The organism is uncultured Propionibacterium sp., assembly GCF_963539965.1.
In the GTDB taxonomy this organism is placed as follows: Bacteria; Actinomycetota; Actinomycetes; order Propionibacteriales; family Propionibacteriaceae; genus Propionibacterium.
In genome coordinates this window covers 1-21,699 of the sequence record NZ_CAUTOU010000011.1, presented here as the reverse complement: position 1 = coordinate 21,699, position 21,699 = coordinate 1, and the positions used below count along the sequence as shown (strand labels likewise).

Annotated in this window: 15 protein-coding genes and 1 pseudogene; 4 read left to right on the top strand and 12 right to left on the bottom strand. The window is 69.1% G+C overall.

The genetic code is table 11. The features are described from left to right. Positions 1–61: 61 nt before the first annotated feature. The 4 genes and pseudogenes from R2N01_RS03775 to R2N01_RS03760 all read right to left on the bottom strand — a co-directional run bounded on the left by R2N01_RS03775 (position 62) and on the right by R2N01_RS03760 (position 6,493). The gene (locus tag R2N01_RS03775; protein ID WP_316668611.1) at positions 62–2,389 is read right to left on the bottom strand and encodes a TIM-barrel domain-containing protein; all 2,328 of its coding nucleotides are present in this window, start codon (positions 2,387–2,389) and stop codon (positions 62–64) included. A 332-nt stretch (positions 2,390–2,721) separates the two neighbouring features. Next, positions 2,722–3,669, bottom strand: a complete 948-nt coding sequence (locus tag R2N01_RS03770) for a nucleoside hydrolase (protein ID WP_316668608.1) — start codon at positions 3,667–3,669, stop codon at positions 2,722–2,724. A gap of 290 nt (positions 3,670–3,959) precedes the next feature. Then, on the bottom strand, positions 3,960–5,330 hold the full coding sequence (locus R2N01_RS03765) for a nucleoside transporter C-terminal domain-containing protein (protein WP_316668605.1): 1,371 nt from the start codon (positions 5,328–5,330) through the stop codon (positions 3,960–3,962). 60 nt (positions 5,331–5,390) lie between these two features. Beyond that, positions 5,391–6,493 (bottom strand): annotated as a pseudogene (locus R2N01_RS03760) (nucleoside hydrolase). 104 nt (positions 6,494–6,597) lie between these two features. Between R2N01_RS03760 and R2N01_RS03755 the strand changes: the two are divergent. From R2N01_RS03755 to R2N01_RS03745, 3 genes are all read left to right on the top strand, one after another. Beyond that, on the top strand, positions 6,598–7,602 hold the full coding sequence (locus tag R2N01_RS03755; RefSeq protein WP_316668603.1) for a LacI family DNA-binding transcriptional regulator: 1,005 nt from the start codon (positions 6,598–6,600) through the stop codon (positions 7,600–7,602). Positions 7,603–7,709: 107 nt separating this feature from the next. Then, positions 7,710–8,618 carry a ribokinase gene (locus R2N01_RS03750; protein WP_316668601.1) on the top strand — a complete coding sequence of 303 codons (909 nt, stop codon included), beginning with the start codon at positions 7,710–7,712 and terminating at the stop codon, positions 8,616–8,618. A gap of 425 nt (positions 8,619–9,043) precedes the next feature. After that, positions 9,044–9,451, top strand: a complete 408-nt coding sequence (locus R2N01_RS03745) for a hypothetical protein (RefSeq protein WP_316668599.1) — start codon at positions 9,044–9,046, stop codon at positions 9,449–9,451. Between the two features lie 92 nt (positions 9,452–9,543). Here R2N01_RS03745 and R2N01_RS03740 read toward each other — a convergent pair whose 3' ends face one another. The 7 genes from R2N01_RS03740 to R2N01_RS03710 all read right to left on the bottom strand — a co-directional run bounded on the left by R2N01_RS03740 (position 9,544) and on the right by R2N01_RS03710 (position 19,279). Then, positions 9,544–10,560: a dihydroorotate dehydrogenase-like protein gene (locus R2N01_RS03740; RefSeq protein ID WP_316668647.1), complete on the bottom strand. Its 1,017-nt coding sequence runs from the start codon at positions 10,558–10,560 to the stop codon at positions 9,544–9,546. Between the two features lie 124 nt (positions 10,561–10,684). Next, on the bottom strand, positions 10,685–14,458 hold the full coding sequence (nifJ, locus tag R2N01_RS03735) for a pyruvate:ferredoxin (flavodoxin) oxidoreductase (protein WP_316668598.1): 3,774 nt from the start codon (positions 14,456–14,458) through the stop codon (positions 10,685–10,687). Between the two features lie 5 nt (positions 14,459–14,463). Then, complete coding sequence (locus R2N01_RS03730; protein WP_316668596.1) at positions 14,464–16,095, bottom strand: NAD(P)-binding protein; 1,632 nt, start codon at positions 16,093–16,095, stop codon at positions 14,464–14,466. A 700-nt stretch (positions 16,096–16,795) separates the two neighbouring features. Continuing rightward, complete coding sequence (locus tag R2N01_RS03725; RefSeq protein ID WP_316668594.1) at positions 16,796–17,770, bottom strand: hypothetical protein; 975 nt, start codon at positions 17,768–17,770, stop codon at positions 16,796–16,798. Positions 17,771–17,887: 117 nt separating this feature from the next. Further along, complete coding sequence (locus R2N01_RS03720; protein ID WP_316668593.1) at positions 17,888–18,592, bottom strand: ATP-binding cassette domain-containing protein; 705 nt, start codon at positions 18,590–18,592, stop codon at positions 17,888–17,890. 19 nt (positions 18,593–18,611) lie between these two features. Next, a complete protein-coding gene (locus tag R2N01_RS03715; protein ID WP_316668592.1) occupies positions 18,612–18,818 on the bottom strand; it encodes a hypothetical protein in 207 nt (68 codons plus the stop codon). Positions 18,819–18,970: 152 nt separating this feature from the next. Beyond that, positions 18,971–19,279: a thiamine-binding protein gene (locus R2N01_RS03710; protein WP_316668591.1), complete on the bottom strand. Its 309-nt coding sequence runs from the start codon at positions 19,277–19,279 to the stop codon at positions 18,971–18,973. A gap of 168 nt (positions 19,280–19,447) precedes the next feature. Here R2N01_RS03710 and R2N01_RS03705 point away from each other — a divergent pair, with 168 nt between their 5' ends. Further along, on the top strand, positions 19,448–20,032 hold the full coding sequence (locus R2N01_RS03705) for a DUF1440 domain-containing protein (RefSeq protein WP_316668589.1): 585 nt from the start codon (positions 19,448–19,450) through the stop codon (positions 20,030–20,032). A gap of 18 nt (positions 20,033–20,050) precedes the next feature. On the opposite strand, the gene cydC is transcribed toward R2N01_RS03705, so the two are convergent. Further along, entirely contained in the window at positions 20,051–21,649 is a 1,599-nt protein-coding gene (gene cydC, locus R2N01_RS03700) for a thiol reductant ABC exporter subunit CydC (RefSeq protein ID WP_316668645.1), read from the bottom strand. Positions 21,650–21,699 lie beyond the last annotated feature (50 nt).

The following is a 21,699-nucleotide window of genomic DNA, read 5'->3' as shown; positions in this document are numbered from 1 at the left end:
CCCGGAGGGCGGAACGGGGAGCCACCGGGCGTGCCCCGGCCCCGCGGCCGACCCCGCGCCTTCAGCCGGCGTCGGCGACGACGATCTCGCTGACCGCCTCGACCAGGTCCTCGGGCAGGGGCGCGGCTCCGCCGTGGACGATCCCGCGCACCCGTGCCTCGCGCAGGGCGACGACCTGGTCGAGCGGCTCGCCCGCGCGGACGAGCCCGTCGATGAAGCTCTTCGCCGTATGCGCGCACTGGGCCGCCAGGAGCAGCTCGTGGACGCGCCCGGCGACGTCGTTGGACCCCGGGTCGGCGACAGGCAGGTGCGCGCTGAGAATCCCGTCGGCCCCGGCCTCGCCGAGCTCGACCCGCGGCCCCTCCTCGAGAAGGCCCCCATCGGGGCCGGAACCGATGAGGCGCACCCTCCAGCGCCGCCCGGCCGGGAGCACCCGCGTCGCGCCGACGGCCGGGTGCACGGTGAGCGTTCGGGCGTCCTGGACCCACTCGATGAGAGTGCGGGCGGTGGCCGGCTGCAGCGCCCCGTCGTCCTCGACGAGTTCGTAGGAGGCGTCCGCGCCGGGCACGACGAGCAGCTCGATCTCGTTCGGGTTCTCGGTGGAGGCGCCGACCGCCATCGGGATGATCGAACCGGCCCGGGCGAGCACCGGGATGGCGTCCAGCCCCCTGCGGAGGGTCAGGAAGCGGTCGCCCCGGTAGACGAGCCCGGTGAACAGGTCCACCCAGCGCCCCGGCGGAAGCCAGACGCGGACCGCGGCGCTCTGGGAGGCCCTCTCGAGGGGCCGGGTGACCGGGGCGACGAGCAGGTGCCGGCCGAGCAGGTACTCGTCCGGCGCCTCGTAGGACTGCGGGCGGTCGCCCCACTCGTGGTAGAGCGGCCGGACGAGCGGCGCCCCGGTGGCCCACTCGGTGTACAGATAGGGCACCAGGGCGTGCCGCAGGCGCAGGAAGCGGGCCATGATGGACCGCGCCGGCGCCCCGTAGTTCCAGGGCTCCTTGCCGGCGAACGGATCGTCGCTCGAGTGCAGCCGGGTGAAGGGGGAGAACACGCCGAACTGCAGCCAGCGGGTGGCCAGCTCGTCGTCGTGGATGCCGAAGACGTGCCCGCCGATGTCGTGGCTCCACATGCCGTAGCCGATGTTGGCGGCCGTGGCGGTGAAGCGCGGCTGGAAGGCGAGTGAGTCCCACGAGGCCACGGCGTCGCCGGAGAAGCCCACCGGGAAGCGGTGCGAACCGGGCCCGGCGTAGCGCGACAGGATGAGCGGACGCCTGCCCCGGGCGGCCATGTCGGCGGTGTGCAGGTGGTTGAGCCGCCACAGCGGGTCCGCGCCGTCGCGCCCGACCGTGCCCTGCTGCCAGTCGATCCACCAGAAGTCGACGCCCATCTCCTCCAGCCGGTGGTGCACCCGCTCGAAGTAGGCCCTCGTGAACGTCGGGTCGGACAGGTCGAACTCCACCGGCAGGCCGGCCGAGGGGTCCCGGCCCATGGCCTCGCACACCGCCGGGTAGCAGTCCTCGTAGGCGCGGATACCATCGGCCGGGTGCACGTTGAGGGTCACCCGCAGGCCCCGCTCGTGCAGCCCGGCCAGGAAGCCGGCCGGGTCGGGGAAGAGCTCGCGGTTCCAGGTGTAGCCCGTCCAGCCGTGCCCGTAGGCGGGGTCGATGTCGGTCAGGTGCCAGTCCATGTCGATGACCGCCACCGAGAAGGGGATGTCCTCGGCCCTGAACCGGTCCATGAGCCGCTCGTACTCGTCCTGCGTGTAGGCGTGGTAACGGCTCCACCAGTTGCCGAGGGCCCAGCGGGGAATGAGCGGCGGGCGCCCGGCGATGCGGTAGAAGTCCTCCACGGCCCCGGCGTGGTCCGACCCGTGGACGAAGACGTAGAGGTCGACGGTGCCGGGGGCCCTGGCGACGAGCCGCTCGCCATCGGTGACGAGGGACGACGAATCGTCGAGCACCGAGATGCCGTTGCGCGTGGCCAGGCCCCCGCCCATGTCGATGGGCCCGTCGGCCCCGTCGAGGGTGCGTGCCGTACCGCCCAGGTTGGAGGCCAGGCCCAGGGCCGGGCCGAACAGGTTCGGCAGCGGCAGCCCGTAGCGCCATACCGACTGGTAGTCGCCCCGGCCCTTGACGCGCAGGGAGCGCGGCGTCGGCGCGGTGCCGTCGTAGTCAAGCTGGAAGGCCGCCGTGATGATCTGCACGGTGCCGGGTTCATCGCGCACCCGGGCGTGCACGGGGGCGAAGGGGCGTCCGATCACGACCTGGGTGGGGCGGTCCTCGAAGACGCCCCGGGGGCTCCACTCGTAGCGCAGCAGGTGCTCGCCCAGGACGCTGATGCGCCAGTGCTCGCCCTGCAGCCGCAGCTGCCCGTACTCGTCCATCGACATGGTGATCCCCTTGTCGCCGCTCTGGTCGTGCCGTGCAACGCCCAGCCTAGCGGCCGACGGGCGGGGGTCTGGGCGCGGATGGCCGATTCGGTGCCGCCCGGCCCGCCGCGCTCACCGATCAGTCCCCGGCCGCCGGCAGGACCGTCATCGCCGGCCCGCCGCGGAGTCTCGACCCGCCGGTGAGACTGCACGCCCGGGCCGGCTCGATCCGCGTCGCGGGCAGGGCCCGGGTGCTCCTCGCCGGCCGACGCGACGGCTTCGTGGACCCCGTCCGGCGCGTGAGCGGCCCGCCTGCGGTACGGCGGACGAGGGCCAACCGGAATCGCTTCGGGTCAGGTCAGAACGGAGCCGACTCGTGTCATGAACTCCTCGAGGAAGCGCTCGGCGTCGACCTCCACGGCGGCCCCGACCGTCTTCACAGGGTTCGCCAACCCTGCGAGATCGCCGATGGTGCGGCCTCTGGTCGGTCCCTCCAGATCGACCCGCATGTTGATGGGGAGCAGGGTGACCAGGCTCGGATCGACGGCCACGGCGACGGCGAGCGGATCGTGCAGAGCGCAGCCGGCGATGTCCACGGCCCTCGTCTCGAAGTCGATGTAGTAGTCGGTCATGTCCGCGTAGAAGCGACCGGCCTCAGTGCCCGAGTCGCGCCACGTCGATGTCCCGGCCTTGGTCAGGAGAGTCTGGTGCGTGACGTCCAGGCCAACCATGATCACCTCGATCCCGGAGCGGAACAACAGGTCCGCGGCCTCGGGATCCTGGCTGATGTTCGCCTCCGTCCACCTGTTCACGTTCCCCTCGACGGTCAGGGCGCCGCCCATCATGACGATCGGCCCCATGACGTCCATGATCGTCGGGTCCTTCTCGAATGCGGCGACGATGTTCGTCGATGCCCCGGTCGGGATGTAGATGAGGTCCTCGCCGTACCGATGCACCGATTCGATGATGAAGTCAACGGCCGACCGCCGCTCGGCGACGCGCCTCGCATCGGGGATCTCGACCTCGCCGATGCCATTCCCGCCGTGAACAAGGGCAGAGATCCTGGCCGGGGTGAAGGAATCGGCGGTCCGCGAGTGACTGACGCCGATGAACACGGGGACGTCCGTGCGCCCCAGGATCTCGAGGACGGCCAACGAGTTGCGCACGGACTGCTCGACGAGGACGTTGCCGTAAGTGGCCGTGATGCCGATGAGGTCGAGTTCCGGGCTGCCGAGGGCGTAAGCGATCGCGAGCGCGTCGTCAATGCCCGTGTCGAGATCGAGAATGATCTTCCTGGTCATGATTCTCTCTTTTCGTCGATTCTTGCGTGCCATCGTATTCCCGCAGGGGATCCGATTCGTGTCATGAATTCGTTGAGACCGGGGGCGACGGCGAGCGGATCATGGAGCCCGCATTCGTCGAAGTCCGGTGACGTGGTCCCGCGGGCCTTGGTGCAGCAGTCGATCACATCGACCAGAGAAGTCCCTGGCTTGTGCGCGTCTCGCACCGCTTCGAGGTGCGCTCATGGCTGAGCAGGATCCGCAGGGCGACGTCGAGACCGGTCATCGTCGCGTCGTCATGCCCGTTCCGATCACCAGACGACGAGGCCGGCCATGCCGGCGGACAGCAGGGAGACGAGGATTCCGGAAAGGAACATGCGGCCGACGTTCTTCGCGATGAGGTCGTTGCGCTCCTTGTCGACGATGCCCTTGAAGGTGCCGATGACCATGCCGAGGGTGCCGAAGTTCGCGAAGGAGGTCAGGAAAACCGTGAGGACCGCTCGGTAATGGGGCGGGAACGCGGTGACGGTGTCCATGACCCGGCCCATGGCGACGAATTCGTTGGTGACGAGCTTCAGGCCCATGATCTGGGACATGTCCCAAGCGCTCGACGGATCGAGTCCGAGCAGGAGCGAGGGAGCGTACATGAAGACGCCGAGGACCGATTCGAGGGACAGAGGCGACCAGATGACGCCGAGAACCTTGTCGATGAGGGCTGCGAGGGCCACGAAGGCGATGACGTTCGCCGTGACGATGAGGACGAGCCTGCCGCCGTTGAGGATCGAGTCACCGAGGAAGGAGAAGAAGGGCTCCTTCCTGGTCCGGTTCTGATCGTGCTTGAAAGTCCTGCCGAGCCAGGCGCCGAGTCCGGGCTTCGCAGCAGCCGCAGCGGCGGGCGCCGTCTCCGCGGTCCGAGCAGTGGCGGACTCCTCGCAGGCAGCGGCGACGGGCACGAGCCGTTCCCCCGCGTTCTCCGCCAGGCCGTCCCCGTAGGTGTGGATGACGTCCTCTTCCGCAGGGACGTCGACGGGGTAGAGCATCGACGTCACGATGAGGGCGTTGAGGCAGTTGAGCGGGACAGCGGTCAGGATGTACTCCGCGGGCATCATCCGGATGTACGAGGCGAGGATCGATGCGGTCACACAGCTCATCGTCATCATCGCGATCACGACGTTACGAGCCTGCGACATCCTCTGGAGCTGGAGCTTGGAGACAACGGGGGCCTCCGTATTACCGAGGAACATCATCTCGATCGAGTAGAACGTCTCGAACTTCGGCTGCCGGGTGACGAGGCTCAGACCGCGACCGACCCACTTGATGACCCATGGCAGGAAACCGATGTACGTGAGGATGTCGAAAATCGGCAGGATCAGGAGGATCGGGAGCAGCGCGGAGGTCACGAAGTTCACCGGCTGGGGATCGACGCCCTCCGCGCCGACCCAGTTGGCAAGTGCGAAGTTGATGCCCCGCCAGGCGACGTCGACGAGCTCGTTGAAGGCTGCAGCGGCCGCCTGGATGGCGGCACGGCCCCAGGGGAAGCCGGTGAGGATCCACGCGAGTGCCAGGTTGAGCGCTGTGAGGATACCGATGGACTTCCAGTCGATCTTCTTGCGGTCATGCGAGAAGAGGAGGCCGATTGCGAGGAATATGACGATTCCCGCGATGTTGAGTGCGAGATACATGAGAGGTCCTCCGAGGGTGGTTGCTGATGGGAGGGGAAGAGGCTCGTCCTGCCGCCTTGATCAGACCTGGGGCAGACGGCGGAGGGCGTCTTCGACGGTGTTCCAGAAGCGGCCGACGTCCAGGCCTGTGCCAATCCTGGTCGTGCACTCCGGGCTCGCTTCGGAGCGCATGTCGGCAACCGTCATGCCATAGGTGATCCGCCCGCGGATCTCGACATCGAGCGCTGCGCGCCTGGTCTCGACGATCGTCGAGTCGATGACGTACGCGACGGCGCACGGATCATGCGCCGGCGGATCGGGGAAGGACTGCTGATCCTGGTAGGCGGCGCGGAAGAAGTCCATGAGTCCCCCGATGGATCCTGCAAGTCTCGGGTTGGCTGCGCAAAGGCGTTCCTGGACCTCGTGGGTGCACAGCGCCCGGTGCGTGACATCCAACCCGATCATTGTCACCGGCCACGATTCGTTGAAGACGATGTGGGCGGCCTCAGGGTCGCACAGGATGTTGAACTCCGCCACGGACGTCGCATTTCCGGGACCGTGCGCACCGCCCATCAGGACGACCTCCTTGACACGGTCGATGACGTGGGGCTCGAGCCTGGCCGCCAGTGCGATGTTCGTCAGCGGTCCCGTGGGCACCAGGACGACCGTTCCGGGCTCTCGCGCCATGATCTGATCGATCATCCAGCCGACCGCATGCCGCTCGGGGAGTTCGCGGGTCGGTTCAGGAAGCTCCACGCCGTCGAGCCCCGTCCCCCATGGATCTCAGCCGCGTCGATCGCCTCGCGGACCAGCGGCCTACGGGCACCGGCGTGCACGGGCACGTCGGGGAAGCCCGCCAACTCGCACACCGCCCGGGCGTTGTACGTGACCTCGTCCAGACCGTGGTTGCCGCCGATGAGGTCCACCTCAGGGCTGCCGAGCGCCACGAGGACCGCGATCGCGTCGTCGTGCCCCGGGTCGCAATCGAGGATGATCGATGCTGCCACAATGAAACTCCTTCGTTCGCGCGGTTCGCCCCCCCCCGCAACGCATCCGCCTTCTTCGGGTCGCGGTTCCGGGGTCTTCGCGCCTTCCTCCTCGTCCCGCTGCCCTCGCAGATCGGTCGATGCCGACTCGATGCGCGACCTTGACGATCCGGTAGGCTCGCATGGACGTTGTAACATGTTTGGAAACGTTTCCACAAGAGGGTGTCATGCACGATCCCGAGAGCACGGCGTCGCCAGGCCCGCCGGACTCCTCACAAGACGTCGAGACGGCTCCCGCGAGCATGAGCCCTCGCCCGACCATCAAGGATGTCGCCGCACTCGCCGGCGTATCGCTCGGAACCGCCTCGCGCGTCCTGACGAACAGCCCGGCGACCTCCCCCGCGGCACGCGAGAAGGTCCGTGCGGCCGCCCTCGCCCTCGGCTACCGGGTCAACCTGCGAGCGCGCTCGCTGCGGACCTCACGGACGAACGCGATCGGTCTGATCGTGCCCGACATCCGCGATCCCTTCTTCGCCGGTCTCGCCCAATCCATCCAGTCGGAGGGGTTGGGCGACGGCATCACGGTCTTCATCGCTTCCTCCCAGGAGGATCCGGGTCAACAGGATCAGCACCTGCGAATCCTCCTGGAGGAGCAGGTCGACGGCTTGATCGTCGTCCCCCTCGGCGGAATGACGCCGATGCTCGAGCGGCTCGAAGAACAACGGATCCCGTTCATCACCGTCGACCGCACCCTCGACGGGCTCAAGGCCCCATCGGTGGACGCCGATCCTCTCCCGGGCGTGTACGCAGCGGTGGAGGCCCTCAGGGATCTCGGTCATCAGCGGATCCTCTATGTCGGTTCCCTACTCGACTCCCCGCCCGGGCGCGAGCGCCTCCTCGCCTTCGACAACGCCAGTGGCGCACTTCTGCCGGACGAGTCGCGCATGGTGATCGCGCCCCCTCTGGATGACGATGGCTGGCTCTCCGACCTCGATTCGTTCCTCGAGGACGGGGCCACCGCAGTCCTCTTCGGGCACCCCCGGCACGCTCTTCGGGCGTTCGGACATCTCCGCGGCACCGGAAGAGCCATCGGCGATCGGGGCGTCTCCCTCGTCTCCTTCGACGATCTCGAAGTCTTCAGCCTCCTCACCCCCGCCATCACCGCCATCACCCGGCATCCGGAGCAGCTCGCCGGTAAGGCGATGGCGATGCTGTCCGCCGTGATCGACGGGGAACGACCGGGCTCGCAGAGGATCGGGGCCTCGCTGATGCCCCGGGGATCCCTTGCCCCTCCAGCCGCCGGATGACCGCATGTCAGGAATGCTCAGTGGCGGAACCGAACCATCGCCCCTGAGGGCAGAGCGCCAAGCCGGACACGCAGTGTCCGGTCGACCACCGAACAGAGGAACCAATCATGGGACGCGTCATCATCATCGGATCCATCAACCAGGACATCACGATCACTGTCGATCGCCTGCCCGAGCCCGGCGAGACCCTGTCGGGCACATCGCTGATCCGCCGACTCGGCGGCAAGGGCGCGAACCAGTCCGCCGCGTCCGCCCATGCCGGCGCGCAGACCCTCTTCATCGGCAGGGTGGGGGCGGACCAGTCCGGGCCGGCCCTCCGCGACGAGCTGTCCTCGCACGGAGTCGACGTGTCGCACCTGCTCGTCGACGGGGACACCACCACGGGCATCGCCATGATCACCGTGAGCGCCTCCGGCGAGAACACGATCGTCCTGAACGCCGGCGCGAACGGGCGGGTGACCGCCGATCAGGCGCGCGAGGCCGTCGAACCGTCCCGTGAGGACGTCGTCGTCCTGCAGGGAGAGATCGACGCAGGGGTCAACGAGCAGGTGATCTCCTGGGCGCACCGGGCCGGCGCCCGTATCGTCTTCAACGTCGCCCCCGCCTACAGGGCCGCCCCGGAAGTCCTCGCCCTGGTCGACTGCGTCGTCGTCAATGAGACCGAGGCCGGGGTCGTCCTCGACCGCCCGGCGCCGAGAGATGCGGACAGCGCCCTCGACGCGGCGACCGCACTCGTGGACCTGGGGCCCCGCCTCGCGCTCGTCACCCTGGGGGAGCACGGTGCGGCATGGTCGGACGGCGACCGGAGCGAGCACGTGCCCGCTCTCGACCTGGGCCCCGTCGTTGATACGACCGGGGCCGGCGATGCCAGTGTGGGCACGCTCGCAGCCGCCCTCGCCACCGGATCGGACTTCCCCGGGGCCGTCGAGGCGGGGATGCGCGCCGGATCGACCGCCGTCCTCGCCGAGGGCGCGGCCGCCTCCTACGCCGGGATCGAGCCCTTTCGGGCCTTCTGAGGGAGTTCGGGACCGGGGCGGGTCGTTCCCGGGGTCGTTCGGCGGTCTCGTCCGGTCTGGCGGGTCGCCGGGGCGCGGGCCGGCCTCGTGGGCTGTGCGGGGTCCGGCTCGGACAGGTGGCCCGGAGGCGTCCCCGGGATGCCCCCGGGCGAGCGGCGACGTCCGCGTCCGCGCGCACCGGCCCGGGAGGTCCGACGCACGCGACGCAGCCCACGAGGCGGCAGTCATCCGTGAGAGGTTGACACCTCCTGGGTGAGAGCGCACATCCGATGCATTGCTCCCCACCGCCCAACCGGGGATGAATACCCCGCCGCCCTGCTCGAGGAGGTCATCGCGTTCCGCGGGCTTCCCACGGCCACTACGACTGGGAGCAGAACCGTCGATGCTCCGCCCAGGCACGGCAGTGGCGACTCGACGGGACGACCGTGGTGCTCCGCGATCTCAAGTACTCTTTCCACCCGACCGCCGAGGGAGTCCCGGCGAAGGATTCATGCGGGCACAAGATCCCCACGGGGCCGGGCCGGGAGAAGGGCATCGATGTCCTGGTCGCCCCGACCTGCCCGCGCCGAGCGCTGCTCCCCGGCGTCGATCCGGTCATCCTCGCCTCCGGGGACACCGACCTCGTACCGACCCTCAACGCCATCGTCGACATGAGACCCGAGAACCCCGCCGTGGCCAGGGTCGAGACCGCGAGCTGGTTCAACAGGAGCGCCCGCAAGGAGGGCAACCCATCCGGCGGGAGCCTGAGACCGGATGGGGGCAGACGCGTCTGGAACACCAATCTCGATCGCGGGTGCTTGGAGGCATCGCCGGACCGGAACGACTACTCCTGAACGACGCGTCGGGGCCGGCCCCGGCGTTCACCAATCACCCCGGCAGAGGACGCACCGGGCCCGCACACACAGGATCGGCGGGCCCGGCGATCTCACACCCCGTAGCGGCGCTTGGCCTTCTCGAGCGCCGACACATAGCCGGAGCGCTCGTACTCGTCGATGGGGGCGTCGGACGGCACGGCGAGCATGCCCCGCGCCCGGGCCAGGCTCAGCCGGTTGCGGCCGAGATAGCGGCGCAGACCGTCGACGAGCTCGGCGGCGTAGCCGGCGCCGTGGCGGATCAGCGCCGAGGTGGTCATCACCACGTCGGCGCCGGCCAGCAGGGCCTTGATCACATCGGCCGAGGTCTCCACGCCGCTCGTGGCGGCCAGCGAGGCCCCGACCCTGCCGTGCAGCACCGCCAGCCAGGTGCGGGGCAGGCGCCCCTCGTCGGGCCTCGACAGCTCGAAGCCCGAGACGACCCCCTTGCGGTGGATGTCGATGTCCGGCTGCAGGAAGCGGTTGAACAGCACCAGCGCATCGGCGCCGGCCTCATCGAGGCCGCCGGCCATCCGGCCGAGATTCGAGAAGTACGGCGAGAGCTTCACCGCGACCGGCACGGACACGACGTCCTTCACCGCCTGCAGGATCTCCAGGTGGCGCTCCTCGACCTCGGCGCCGCTCATCGACAGATCGCCGGGCACGAAGTAGACGTTCAGCTCGATGGCCGCGGCGCCGGCGTCCTGCATCCGGCGGGCCGTGGTCGTCCAGCCGCCGCTCCTGGCCCCGTTGAGGCTGGCGATGAGCGGCACCGACAGCGCGTTCGCACCCCTCTCGAGCAACGACAGATAGTTGCCGGTCTCGCCCAGCTCGTTGCTCGGCGGGGTCGGGAAGAAGCTCAGCGCCTCGGCGAAGCTGTCGGCGTGCTCCTCGGCCGCCTCGACGAGCCTGGCCTCCTCGTGCCGCAGCTGCTCCTCGAACAGCGAGAACATGACGATCGCGCCGACGCCGGACTCCTCCAGCTCCTTCATCTGATCGACCGACTGCGACAGCGGCCCCGCCGAGGCCACCAGGGGCGAGGGCAGGCGCAGGCCCATGTAGTCCGTCGACAGCTCGGTCTCGGCCGGCATGTTGACCTGGACATTCAACTGGTCAGCGGCCATGAGCAGATCGGTGGCGCCGTTGCCCGCCGCCGATTTGGCGGCGGCGGACGCTGCGGCGGCCCTCAGGGCCTCGTCGAACTCCACGGCCATCTCAGGACTCCCTCCGGGCGCCGGAGGCGAACATCTCGGCCGGCCGCGAGGCCATCTCCTCGTAGTCGGCCCAGCGACGGTTCACCTGCTCCTGCGCGATGTCGGTGAGGCGCTTGGCCTCGTCCGGGTCCTTGGTCATGAGCATCTTGAAGCGCAGCTCGTTCTTGCGGTACTCCACCAGCGGGATGCGGGGACGGGCCGAGTCCAGCAGGAACGGGTTGCCGCCGGCGTTGCGGGTCTCGGGGTTGTACCGGAACAGCGGCCAGTGGCCGGAAGCCACCGCCTTGTACTGCTGCTCCAGACCGAGGCGCATGTTGAAACCGTGCGAGATGCAGTGGCTGTAGGCGATGATCAGGCTGGGGCCGTGGTAGGCCTCCGCCTCGCGGAAGGCCTTCAGCGTCTGCTCCGGGTCGGCGCCCAGGGCCACGCGCGCCACGTAGACGTCCCCGTAGGAGACGGCCTGCATGGCCATGTCCTTCTTGTTCGTCACCTTGCCGGCGGTGGCGAACTTCGCCACCTGGCCCATCGGCGTCGACTTGGACGCCTGGCCGCCGGTGTTCGAGTACACCTCGGTGTCCAGCACGAGCACGTTGATGTCCCGCCCCGAGGCGAGCACATGGTCGACGCCGCCCGAACCGATGTCGTAGGCCCAGCCGTCGCCGCCGACGATCCACACCGAGCGGCGCAGCAGATCGTCGGCGACCGAGCGCAGGTCCTCGATGCGGACGCGAGTGGCCTCATCGACCGACGGGTCGGCGGCAATGGCGGTCAGCCGGCCCTTGAGGGCCTCGACGCGCCTGGCCTGGGCGCGCAGCTCGGACTCGAAGGACTGCTCGGCGCCCAGCAGCGTCTCGACAAGATCGTCGTCGCCGATCACCGGACGCAGCTCGGACAGGCGCTGGCGGGCCAGCTCCTGGTGCAGATCGGCCGCCAGGCGCATGCCCAGGCCGAACTCGGCGTTGTCCTCGAACAGCGAGTTGCTCCAGCTCGGGCCGCGTCCCTCGGTGTTCTTCGCCCACGGCGTGGTCGGCAGGTTGCCGCCGTAGATGGACGAGCAGCCGGTGGCGTTGGCCACCTGCGCGCGGTCGCCGAACAGCTGGGTGAGCAGTTTGAGGTACGGCGTCTCGCCGCAGCCGGGGCAGGCGCCGGAGAACTCGAACAGCGGCTCCAGGAACTGGGTGCCGCGCACCGAGCCGAAGTTCACGCGGGTGCGCTGCGGGTTGGGGATCTTCTGGAAGAACTCGACGTTGGCGCGCTCATCGGTCCGGTCGAGAACGGCCTCCAGGTTGATGGCCTTGCGCTGGGGCCGGCCGATCGGATGGACCGGGCAGGCCTCGACGCACAGGCCGCAGCCGGTGCAGTCCTCGGCGAAGACCTGCAGCGTGTAGCGCACGTCGGGCAGGCCGGCGGCGTCCAGCGGCATGGACTGGAAGCTGGCCGGGGCGTCGTCCAGCACGCCCGGCTCGTAGTACTTGGCGCGCAGCACGCCGTGCGGGCAGACGAACGAGCAGTTGCCGCACTGTATGCAGTTCTCCTCGTCCCACACCGCGATGATCTCCGACACGTTGCGCTTCTCGAAGCGGGTGGTGCCCGAGGGGTACGAGCCGTCGGCCGGCACCTTCGAGACCGGCAGGGTCTCGCCGCGCTCGGTCATCATGGCCGCGGTGACGTCCTTGACGAAGTCGGGCGCCGAGTCGGGCACGGGCGGCAGATAACCGGTCGTGCCCGTGACCCGGGCCGGCATCTCGATCCGGTGCAGGTGCTCCAGGGCGGCGTCGACGGCGGCGTGGTTCTTGTTCACGATGTCCATCGACTTCTTGGCATAGGTCTTGGTGATCGAGTCCTTGATGGCCGCGATCGCATGGTCGGCGGGCAGGACGCCCGAGATCGCGAAGTAGCAGGTCTGCAGCACCGTATTGGTGCGATTGCCCAGGCCCACCTGGCGCGCCACGGCTCCGGCGTCGATCGCGTACACCTGCAGATCCAGGTCGATGATCTTGGCCTGCATCGGGGCGGGCAGGCGGTCCCAGACCTCCTCGGCCGGGTACGGCGAGTTGATGAGCACCATCGCGCCCTTGCGGGCGAAGACCAGCACGTCGATGCGCTCCAGATCGGCCCAGTGGTGGACGCCGATGAAACCGGCCTGGGTGACCAGGTAGGGGGCCTTGATCGGGTCGGGCCCGAAGCGCAGGTGGCTGGTGGTGCGCCCACCGGACTTCTTCGAGTCGTAGACGAAGTAGCCCTGGGCGTAGATGCCCGGTTCGTGCCCGAGGATCTTGATGGTGTTCTTGTTGGCGCCGACGGTGCCGTCCGAGCCGATGCCGTAGAAGACGGCGCGCCGGGTGAGCGGGTCCTCCAGGTCGACGCTGTCGTCCCACGGGATCGACAGGTTCGTCACGTCGTCGGTGATGCCGATGGTGAAGCGGCGCCTGGGCCTGTCCTTGGCCAGCTCGTCGAAGACGGCCGCGCACATGCCGGGGGTGAACTCCTTGCTCGACAGGCCGTAACGCCCGCCGATGACGACGGGCAGGTCGGCTCGCTCGCCGGCCGAGTAGGCCTCGGACAGCGTGGTGGCCACGTCCAGGAACAGCGGCTCGCCGTTGGAGCCGGGCTCCTTGGTGCGGTCGAGCACGGCGATGCGCCTCACGGTGGGCGGCAGCGCGGCCAGCAGCTGGGCGGCCGGGAACGGGCGGTACAGGCGCACGACGAGCAGGCCGACCCTGGCGCCCTGCTCGTTGAGCCTGGTGACGGTCTGCTGGACGGTCTCGGCGCCCGAGCCCATGACGACGATGACGCGGTCGGCGTCGGGGGCGCCCAGGTAGTCGACCAGGTGGTACTGGCGGCCGGTCAGCGCCGCGAAGTCGTCCATGGCCTCCTGGACGATGCCCGGGACGGCGTTGTAGTACTTGTTGGCCGCCTCGCGGCCCTGGAAGTAGACATCGGGGTTCTGGGCGGTGCCGCGGATGAACGGGTGCTCGGGGCTCAGGGCGCGCTCGCGGTGCGCGCGGATGAGCGAGTCGGGCACCATCCGGCGCAGCTCGTCGTCGGTGAGCTGGATGCAGGTGTTGAGCTCGTGGCTGGTGCGGAAGCCGTCGAAGAAGTGCATGAAGGGCACGCGCGAGCGCAGCGTGGCGACCTGGGCGATGAGCGCATTGTCGTGGCACTGCTGCACGCCGGTCGAGCACAGCATGGCCCAGCCGGTCTGGCGGCAGGCCATGACGTCGGAGTGGTCGCCGAAGATCGACAGGCCCTGCGTGGCGAGCGAGCGGGCCGCCACGTGCATGACCGTGCTGGTGAGCTCGCCGGCGATCTTGTACATGTTCGGGATCATGAGCAGCAGGCCCTGGGAGGCCGTGAAGGTCGTGGACAGCGCGCCGCCCTGCAGGGCGCCGTGCAGGGCGCCGGCGGCGCCGCCCTCGGACTGCATCTCCATGACGTGCGGCACCTGGCCCCAGATGTTGGGGCGGTCCCCGGCGGCCCACTCGTCGGCGAGCTCGGCCATCGGCGAGCTCGGGGTGATCGGGTAGATCGAGCAGAGCTCGTTGATGCGGAAGGCGACGTCGGAGGCCGCCGTGTTGCCATCGCAGATCAACTGGTTGCGCCGGTCGCGCTCCTCGCGGGTCTCCTGGACGCCCTCGGCGGCGTCGCGGGACCGCTCGGCGGCGTCGACGGGCGAGGGCGTGGCGCTGGCGGCCTCGCCCGTGGGGATCGAGTCGTCGGCGGGCATGCCGCTCGAACCGGGGATCGGGCCGCGGGTCGTGGTTGTCGTGCTCATGGCGATCACTTCTCCGGAATCATTTCGATGGCGTGGGCCGGGCACTGCTCGAAGCAGGTGCCGCAGCCGGTGCACTTCTCGTAGTCGAAGCGGTAGCGGTGGCCCTTGCCGAGTTTGATGATGGCGTCCTCGGGACAGGAGCCGAAGCAGCCGTCGCACTCGAAGCAGTTGCCGCAGCTGAGACAGCGGCGGGCCTCGAAGACGGCCTCGTCCTCGGTCAGGCCCTTGACGACCTCGCCGAAGTCGACGACGCGCTCGCTCGGGTCGAGCTCGGCCTGGACCTCGCGCGGGTGGTCGCCGAAGTACCACAGGTGCAGGTCGTCGAAGTGGACGATCGGGTGCTTGACGCGCGGAGCGGGGTTCTGGCGGTTGAGCCAGGTGTCGATCTGCTTGGCGGCGCGCTTGCCGTGGCCGACGCCGACGGTGACGGTGCGCTCGGAGGGAACGGCGTCGCCGCCGGCGAAGATGCCGGGCACGTCCGTCATGAGCGTGGCGGGGTCGACGCGCACGACGTCGCCGTTGAACCGCATGCCGGGGATCTTCTGCAGGAACCCGGTGTCGGCGACCTGGCCGACGGCCATGATGACGGTGTCGGCCGCGAGCTTCTCGAACCTCCCGGTGCCGTGGGGCCTGCCGGCCCCGTCGAGCTCCATGACCTCGACCTCGATGCCCTCGGCGTCCATCTGGTTGATGGTCCGCAGCCAGTGCACCTGGACGCCCTCGCGTTCGGCCTCGTCGAGTTCCTCCTTGTGGGCAGGCATCTGCGCCTCGGTGCGACGGTAGATGATCACCGCGTCCTCGGCACCCAGGCGGCGGGCCACGCGGGCGGCGTCCATGGCGGTGTTGCCGCCGCCGTAGACGGCGACGCGGCGGCCGATGACGGGCTTGTCGCCGCTGGCGACGTCGCGCAGGAACTCGACGGCGTCGACCATGCGGCCGGCGTCCTGGCTGGGGATCTCCACGCGACGCGACAGGTGGGCGCCGACGGCGACGAAGACGGCGTCGAAGTTGCCGCCGCTCTGCTCGGCCATGAGGTCCTCGACCGGGTGATTGAGGACGATCCTGACGCCCAGCTCCTCGATGCGGGCGATCTCGGCGTCGACGACGTCGCGCGGCAGGCGGTACTCGGGGATGCCGTAGCGCATCATGCCGCCCGCCTTCTCGCCGGCGTCGTGGATCTCGACCTCGTGGCCGAGGCGGGCCAGATGGTAGGCGGCGGACAGCCCGGCCGGTCCGGCACCGATGACGAGGACGCGGCAGCCGGTGTTGTTGCGGGGGCGGTTGAACCTCCAGCCGCGCGCGATGGCCATGTCGCCCAGGTAGCGCTCGACGGAGTGGATGGAGACGGCCTGGTCGAGCTCGGCGCGGTTGCAGGCGGTCTCGCACGGGTGGTAGCAGACGCGGCCGTGGATGGCCGGGAACGGGTTGTCGCGCACGAGCTGACGCCAGGCGTTCTCGGGACTGGTCTCCTTGACCAGGCGCAGCCACTCCTGGCAGTTCTCCCCGGCAGGGCAGGCGTTGTTGCACGGCGGCAGCAGATCCACGTAGATCGGCATGCGCGTGCGGATCGGCCCGACGCGGCCGGAGCTGGTCGCAAGATCGGGCAGCATTGTGATGTCGCGACGTTCGGTGGTCATGGCGAACCTTATTCCTCTACCTCGGCTGAGCGGGACTCCACGGTGAGCGGGGCCTCGGCGAACCCGCGCCAAGAACCCACGAGCAGACGCAGGGCCCCGGCCACTGACTCTCCGGCGAGCCTGTGCCGGGACGGACCGAACCCTGACACAGGCAACGGACCGGTCTGGTCCCAAACTACATCAGAACGCGCGGGATGTAACCCCTGACGGGGGATTCGAAGCATTCTCTCCAGCCCGCTGGGGGCCGTCCCCGGCCCGATCAGCGCACCTCTGAACCATCCCTCCCGAACCATGGCCTCCTCGCCGGTCCTCCAGCGGCACCGAGGCGCTGTCCTGGTGAGACCCGGTTCCGGTGAGGCTCGCCTCAATTCTCTCAGTGCCGCTCGCCCGCGGCACCGGCAGCGGACCGGCAGCGAGAGGGGATAACCCATGGCTAGGCCCTCGCGGACGCACCGCGATGAAGGTGAGGCTCGCCTCATAGCAATTCAAGAATTGCCCGTCCCTGGAAACATCCGCGGATGAACCGCTGAGAGTTCCGGCGGTCGCAGCGCCCCCTGTTCTCGCCTGCCCGGCCGGCACATCGAAACGGCATGAGTCAGGAAGCGGGGACCGGAGGACAAGACGTCCTGCCGGGCCCCTCTATGTCTCTATGTCGAAGGATCGGTGAGGACCCCGCGCCTGCGACCGACGTGGTTCGGGATCATGTCAGTGAGGCTGCGAGCATCCCGAGTGTCACCGCCACCAGTCCGGCGACGGGCGGAAGATATTTCCGGGGGTGGCGGAGCACTTCTCTCTCGGACTTCCACGAGGTGACGGGCAGGAGTCTCTCCAGCATCCACGCGACGAGTGCAGCCGCCGCGGCGCAGACGGCGGATTCCGCGCAGACGACGAACGCCCTCGTTCCTGCACGGATCAGCATGATGCCGGCCGGGGCCTCGCTCAATGCGTAAAAGACGCAGACACCCAGATAGTACCGCGCGAAGACCATGTCCGACCTGGGGGCAGCGACGATCACCGAATAGGTGCCGGGGTTCCGTGAGAAGTACGAGTTGAGAGGGGTGTTTGCGGTGACGACGGCCATCCCCAGAGGAGAAGGGACCCCTTGGTCGATCATCGTGGCGGTGAAGACGGCGCTCATGACAACGAGGCCGATGGTGTTCGCGAGCGCCATCGTACTGGATCGCAATTCTCCGAGCAGAATGCTGGAGCCTGCGGCCACGTGTCTTGCGGCTTTGAGCGGGATGCCGAGGTCGCGAACCACGACAAGGCCCGCGGTCGCCGAGACCACGATGAGTACCGCGCCGATACCGGCATGCCTGGTTCCGAGAGCGGCAGAGGCGAGCAAGACCACCAGCAGGGTCGCTCCCGTGCGTCTTGTCGTGGCGGACAGGGCGAGAACGGACATCATCGCTGATCCGACTCCGAACAGGGCCGCGCAGCAGATCTCCCCGGCGTCGGGGCAGTCCGTTGACAATGCCGCGAACAGCGTGATCGGACACGCCACGTCGAGCGCCAGAACTCCCGCGGCGATGAGCGCGGTCTGACGGATGAGGATGGTCTCCCTGATCGGGAATGCTCGCAGGACCGCCCATTTCTGTGTGCTGATCCAAGTCCTGTTGATCGTTGACGCCGCCCCCAACGAGGCCACGCACAGCGATGCAATGACGACCCCCATTCCCACGTGGATCCTGATGTTCAGGGCGAGAAACGCTGAAGCTGCACTCAACGAGGCCCCCGCAGCAGGGAGCGAACGGTGATGAACTGCCCGCTGAGCGCGATGAGGGCGCTCTTCCTATCCGATGAGCGATGCCACGTCATGGGGATCCCCTGGTGTCGGGAACGGGCCGTTGAGGACGCCGTTCTTCAGCACATGGATACGACTGCTGCATCTGGTGAAGGACTCGGCGATGTGGGAACTGAGAAGGATGGACTGCCCCTCGGCCCGAGCGGCCACGATGGAGTCGTAAAGGAATTCAGTTGCCATGAAGTCCAAGAAGTCAACCGGCTCATCGAGCAGCAGCAGGGGCACAGGGACGTAGAATGCGGTTATCAGGTTGGCCTTCTTCCGCGACCCGCTCGACAGCTCAGAGAACGCGGTTGCCCGGTAACCCTCGAAGTGGAATCCCCGTATCAGGGAGTCAAGCCTGGTCGCGTCATGCGGTATTCTGTACACTCGTTCGATGAACCGGATGAAATTGGACAGGTTCCACGTCGGGAAGGATGTGTCCTCAGTCAGACTCAGATACCGTTGGCGTTTGAACGTCTCGCTCCGGGGGCTGGACGGTTTCCCGTTGAGGAGGAACCTCTGGCAATCCATCATCCTGTGTACGGAGCAGATCGACTGCAGGAGAGTGGTTTTCCCAGCGCCATTGGCTCCGAGCAGTCCGACCACTTCCCCGGAGTGAATCTCGAGGCAGATGTCCTTGAGCACTGGGTGATCCCGCTCGTACCACGCCGCAAGGCCTTCGATCGTCAGCAGAGGGGAAACTGGTTCCATGGACATAATCTTCCGACGGTCACAGGGATTCAGATGATGAACCGTTTTCACGTCGAGTCCTGAAGTGATCCCGCGCAAGGTTGCAGCCCAGGGAAACGCCGCCCAGGACGAAGATCATCCCGACAATCAAATCTTGCGAACAGATGCTCTTCACCGCAGCAGCGATGAACACCATGACGAAGAATACCTTCAAATAAGAGCGACTGCTGTTGGACATCGAGATCATGCCCCTTTCCCAAGACGAATGAGCTGTTCTGAGGCCGGGGCCCCGTAACCTCCCATGATCGATCGAAGGTGCGGCGGATTCGCAAGCCGGAGAGCAGCCTCCGCAGAACCCGGGGGCTCGACAGGCGGGAACCCGCCGCGCCGGGCCGACCGTCAGCCCAGCCTGCCGAGGGCCTCGTCCAAGCGGTCGAGCTTGCCGGTCATCTCGCCGGTGAAGCCGGTGTGGATGTCGGCCTTGAGCACGAGCGAGACGCGCGGGCTCACGGCGGCCACCGCCTCGCAGGCGTCGTGGACGACCCGCATGCACTCGTCCCAGTCGCCCTCGATGTTCGTGAACATGGCGTTGGTCTCGTTGGGCAGACCCGACTCGCGGACCACCCTGACCGCGGCGGCCACCGCATCGTGCACATAGCCGTGGGCGTCATCGCCGTTGGAGGGGCTTATCGAGAAGGCAACGAGCATGCCCCCGAGTCTATTGCGCCGCGGCCGGGAGGCCACGGCACCGGGGGATCGTCCGTCCTGGACGGACGGGACCGCCGCATGACACAGTGGCGGTACAGCGAAGAGGCTCCACCCCCGCTCCCGCAGCGCCCCTCCGCCGGCCCCGCACCGGTTCCCAAGGAGGCATTCATGACCGAGTCGCCCAGGCATCTGCCCGGCAGGACCGATCCGGCGCGCCGCCGCGTCGGGACGGCAGCCCTCGTCGGCGTCGTCGCCGGCCTCTTCTCCGCCATCGTCAAGTTCGGCTGGGAGGTGCCCTTCCCGCCGCGCACCCCCGAGCGCAACGCCACCAATCCCCCGCAGACCATGCTCGAGCACTGGTTCGGCATGAGCGCGGAGCAGGCCCACACGACCGTGTCCTTCAACCTCAACGAGCTGCCGATCTACTCCTTCATCGTCCACTTCGCCTTCGCGATCGCCCTCGCGCTCTTCTACTGCATCGCCGCCGAGTACTTCCCCAGGGTCAAGCTGTGGCAGGGCGCCGCCTTCGGACTGCTCGTCTGGGTCGGCGCGCACCTGGTCCTCATGCCCCTCGCCGGCCTCGTCCCCTCGCCCTTCCCGTGGGTCGCCGGCGGCCAGAGCTGGTCGGAGCACTTCTCCGAGGCGCTCGGCCACGTCGTGTGGATGTGGTCGATCGAGATCGTGCGCCGCGACCTGCGCAACCGCATCACCCACGAGCCCGACGCCGAGTTCCCGATCAGGGCGGCGCGCTGAGCCACGCCCCCGGGCCGCTCAGACCCGCACCGCCGAACGCAGCCGCACCCGCCGATCGCAGGCCTCCACCAGGCCCGGGTCATGGGTGATGACCAGCGCCCCGGCCCCCGCCACGCCGGCCCAGGCGTCGCGCATGAGCGCCTCGGCCGTGTCGTGGTCGAGGTGCTCGGTGGGCTCGTCCAGGATGACCAGATGGTTGCGCCCGCGACTGACGAGCAGGCGGGCCATGGCCACCCGGCGGGCCTCGCCGCCCGAAAGGGTGGCGCCGGCCTCCCCCACCTCGCGGTCGGGGCTCATCGCGGCCAGGCCGGAGGCGTCGAGGGCGGCGCGCACCCGCTCGTCGGTGGCGTTCCTGTCACCGATGCGCACGTTCTCGGCGATGGAGGTGGCGAAGATGTGGGCGTCCTGGGCCAGGTAGCCGATGCCCGAGGGCGCGCTCAGGCGGCCCCCGCGCGGGGGGATGAGGCCCATGATCGTGGCGGCCAGGGTCGTCTTGCCGACGCCCGAGGGCCCGGTGACGGCCACCCGCTCGCCGGGGCCGACGCGCAGCCCGATGCCGGTCGCGACGAGGGGGCCGCCGGGCCAGCCGATCGACAGACCGTCGAGCACGAGTTCGCGCACGCCGTTGTCGGCGCCGGTCTCCCGGTCGCCGCGGCCGACGGGAGGCTCGGTCATGAGCGCCAGCACGCGTCCGAGGGCCGAGTGGGCGCGGGTGAGACTCTGGGCGGCCTTGATGAGATCGGCGAAGCCCTCGTTGAGCGCCAGGGGCGTCAGGACGAGGACGGCCAGCTCGCGGCCGAGCAGCGAGCCGTCCGCCACCGCGTGGGCGCCGATGAGCAGGCCGCCGACGATGGCGATGCCGCACATGAGCATCTGCCCGGCGGCGGCCAGGCCGCGCGTCCAGGCTGCGCGGCCCTCGGCGGCGGCCAGTCGGCCGTCGAGCTCCCGCAACCGGGTCAGGGCGGTCCCGGCGTCGCCGTAGGCCACCAGTTCGGGCGCGCAGCGAGCCATCCGGCGCACCTCGTCGCCGAGCCGGCCGCGCAGCGGGACGGCGGCGCGGTCGGCCTGCTCCGACAGCCTCTGACCGAGCCGGGGCAGGGCGAGGCCGGCCAGGACACTCGTCACGAACAGCAGCACGGCGGCGGCCGGCGAGAGGAGCCACAGGGCGGCGCTCGCGGCGAGGACGACCAGACCGGAGCTGACGAAGGGCACGAGCACGCGCACGACGACGTCCAGAACGCCCTCGACATCGGCCGTGACGCGCACGAGCAGATCACCGCGCCGGCGCCCCAGCAGAGTGGTACGGGCGAGCCTGGCGAAGACGGTCTCGCGCAGGGCGCTCTCCATGCGCAGGGCCAGGTCGTGGCCGACGAGGCGCTCGGCGTAGCGGAAGGCGCCCCGTCCGATGCCGAAGAAGCGCACCAGCACGGATGCCGCGAGCAGGTGCAGCACGGGCGGGTACTCGGCGGCGCGGCTGAGCAGCCAGCCGGCCACGCCCATCAGGCCGACGGAGGAGCCGCTCGCGCACACGGCCAGCAGGACCGCGGCGGCGAGCCTGCTGCGGCCGGCCGGCACCGCCTGGAGCAGGCGGCGCACGAGCCGGCCGGGCGTAGCGATGCGCCGTTCGCCCGCGTCGAGGTCGAGCAGCTCGTCCTTCCCGGAGGGCC

Coding starts and splice junctions, on each gene's coding strand:
- R2N01_RS03775 (WP_316668611.1), bottom strand. CDS start 2,389: ATGTCGATGGACGAGTACGGGCAGCTGCGGCTGCAGGGCGAGCACTGG.
- R2N01_RS03770 (WP_316668608.1), bottom strand. CDS start 3,669: ATGACCAGGAAGATCATTCTCGATCTCGACACGGGCATTGACGACGCG.
- R2N01_RS03765 (WP_316668605.1), bottom strand. CDS start 5,330: ATGTATCTCGCACTCAACATCGCGGGAATCGTCATATTCCTCGCAATC.
- R2N01_RS03755 (WP_316668603.1), top strand. CDS start 6,598: ATGAGCCCTCGCCCGACCATCAAGGATGTCGCCGCACTCGCCGGCGTA.
- R2N01_RS03750 (WP_316668601.1), top strand. CDS start 7,710: ATGGGACGCGTCATCATCATCGGATCCATCAACCAGGACATCACGATC.
- R2N01_RS03740 (WP_316668647.1), bottom strand. CDS start 10,560: ATGCCGGCCGAGACCGAGCTGTCGACGGACTACATGGGCCTGCGCCTG.
- nifJ (WP_316668598.1), bottom strand. CDS start 14,458: ATGAGCACGACAACCACGACCCGCGGCCCGATCCCCGGTTCGAGCGGC.
- R2N01_RS03730 (WP_316668596.1), bottom strand. CDS start 16,095: ATGACCACCGAACGTCGCGACATCACAATGCTGCCCGATCTTGCGACC.
- R2N01_RS03725 (WP_316668594.1), bottom strand. CDS start 17,770: ATGGGGGTCGTCATTGCATCGCTGTGCGTGGCCTCGTTGGGGGCGGCG.
- R2N01_RS03720 (WP_316668593.1), bottom strand. CDS start 18,592: ATGGAACCAGTTTCCCCTCTGCTGACGATCGAAGGCCTTGCGGCGTGG.
- R2N01_RS03715 (WP_316668592.1), bottom strand. CDS start 18,818: ATGATCTCGATGTCCAACAGCAGTCGCTCTTATTTGAAGGTATTCTTC.
- R2N01_RS03710 (WP_316668591.1), bottom strand. CDS start 19,279: ATGCTCGTTGCCTTCTCGATAAGCCCCTCCAACGGCGATGACGCCCAC.
- R2N01_RS03705 (WP_316668589.1), top strand. CDS start 19,448: ATGACCGAGTCGCCCAGGCATCTGCCCGGCAGGACCGATCCGGCGCGC.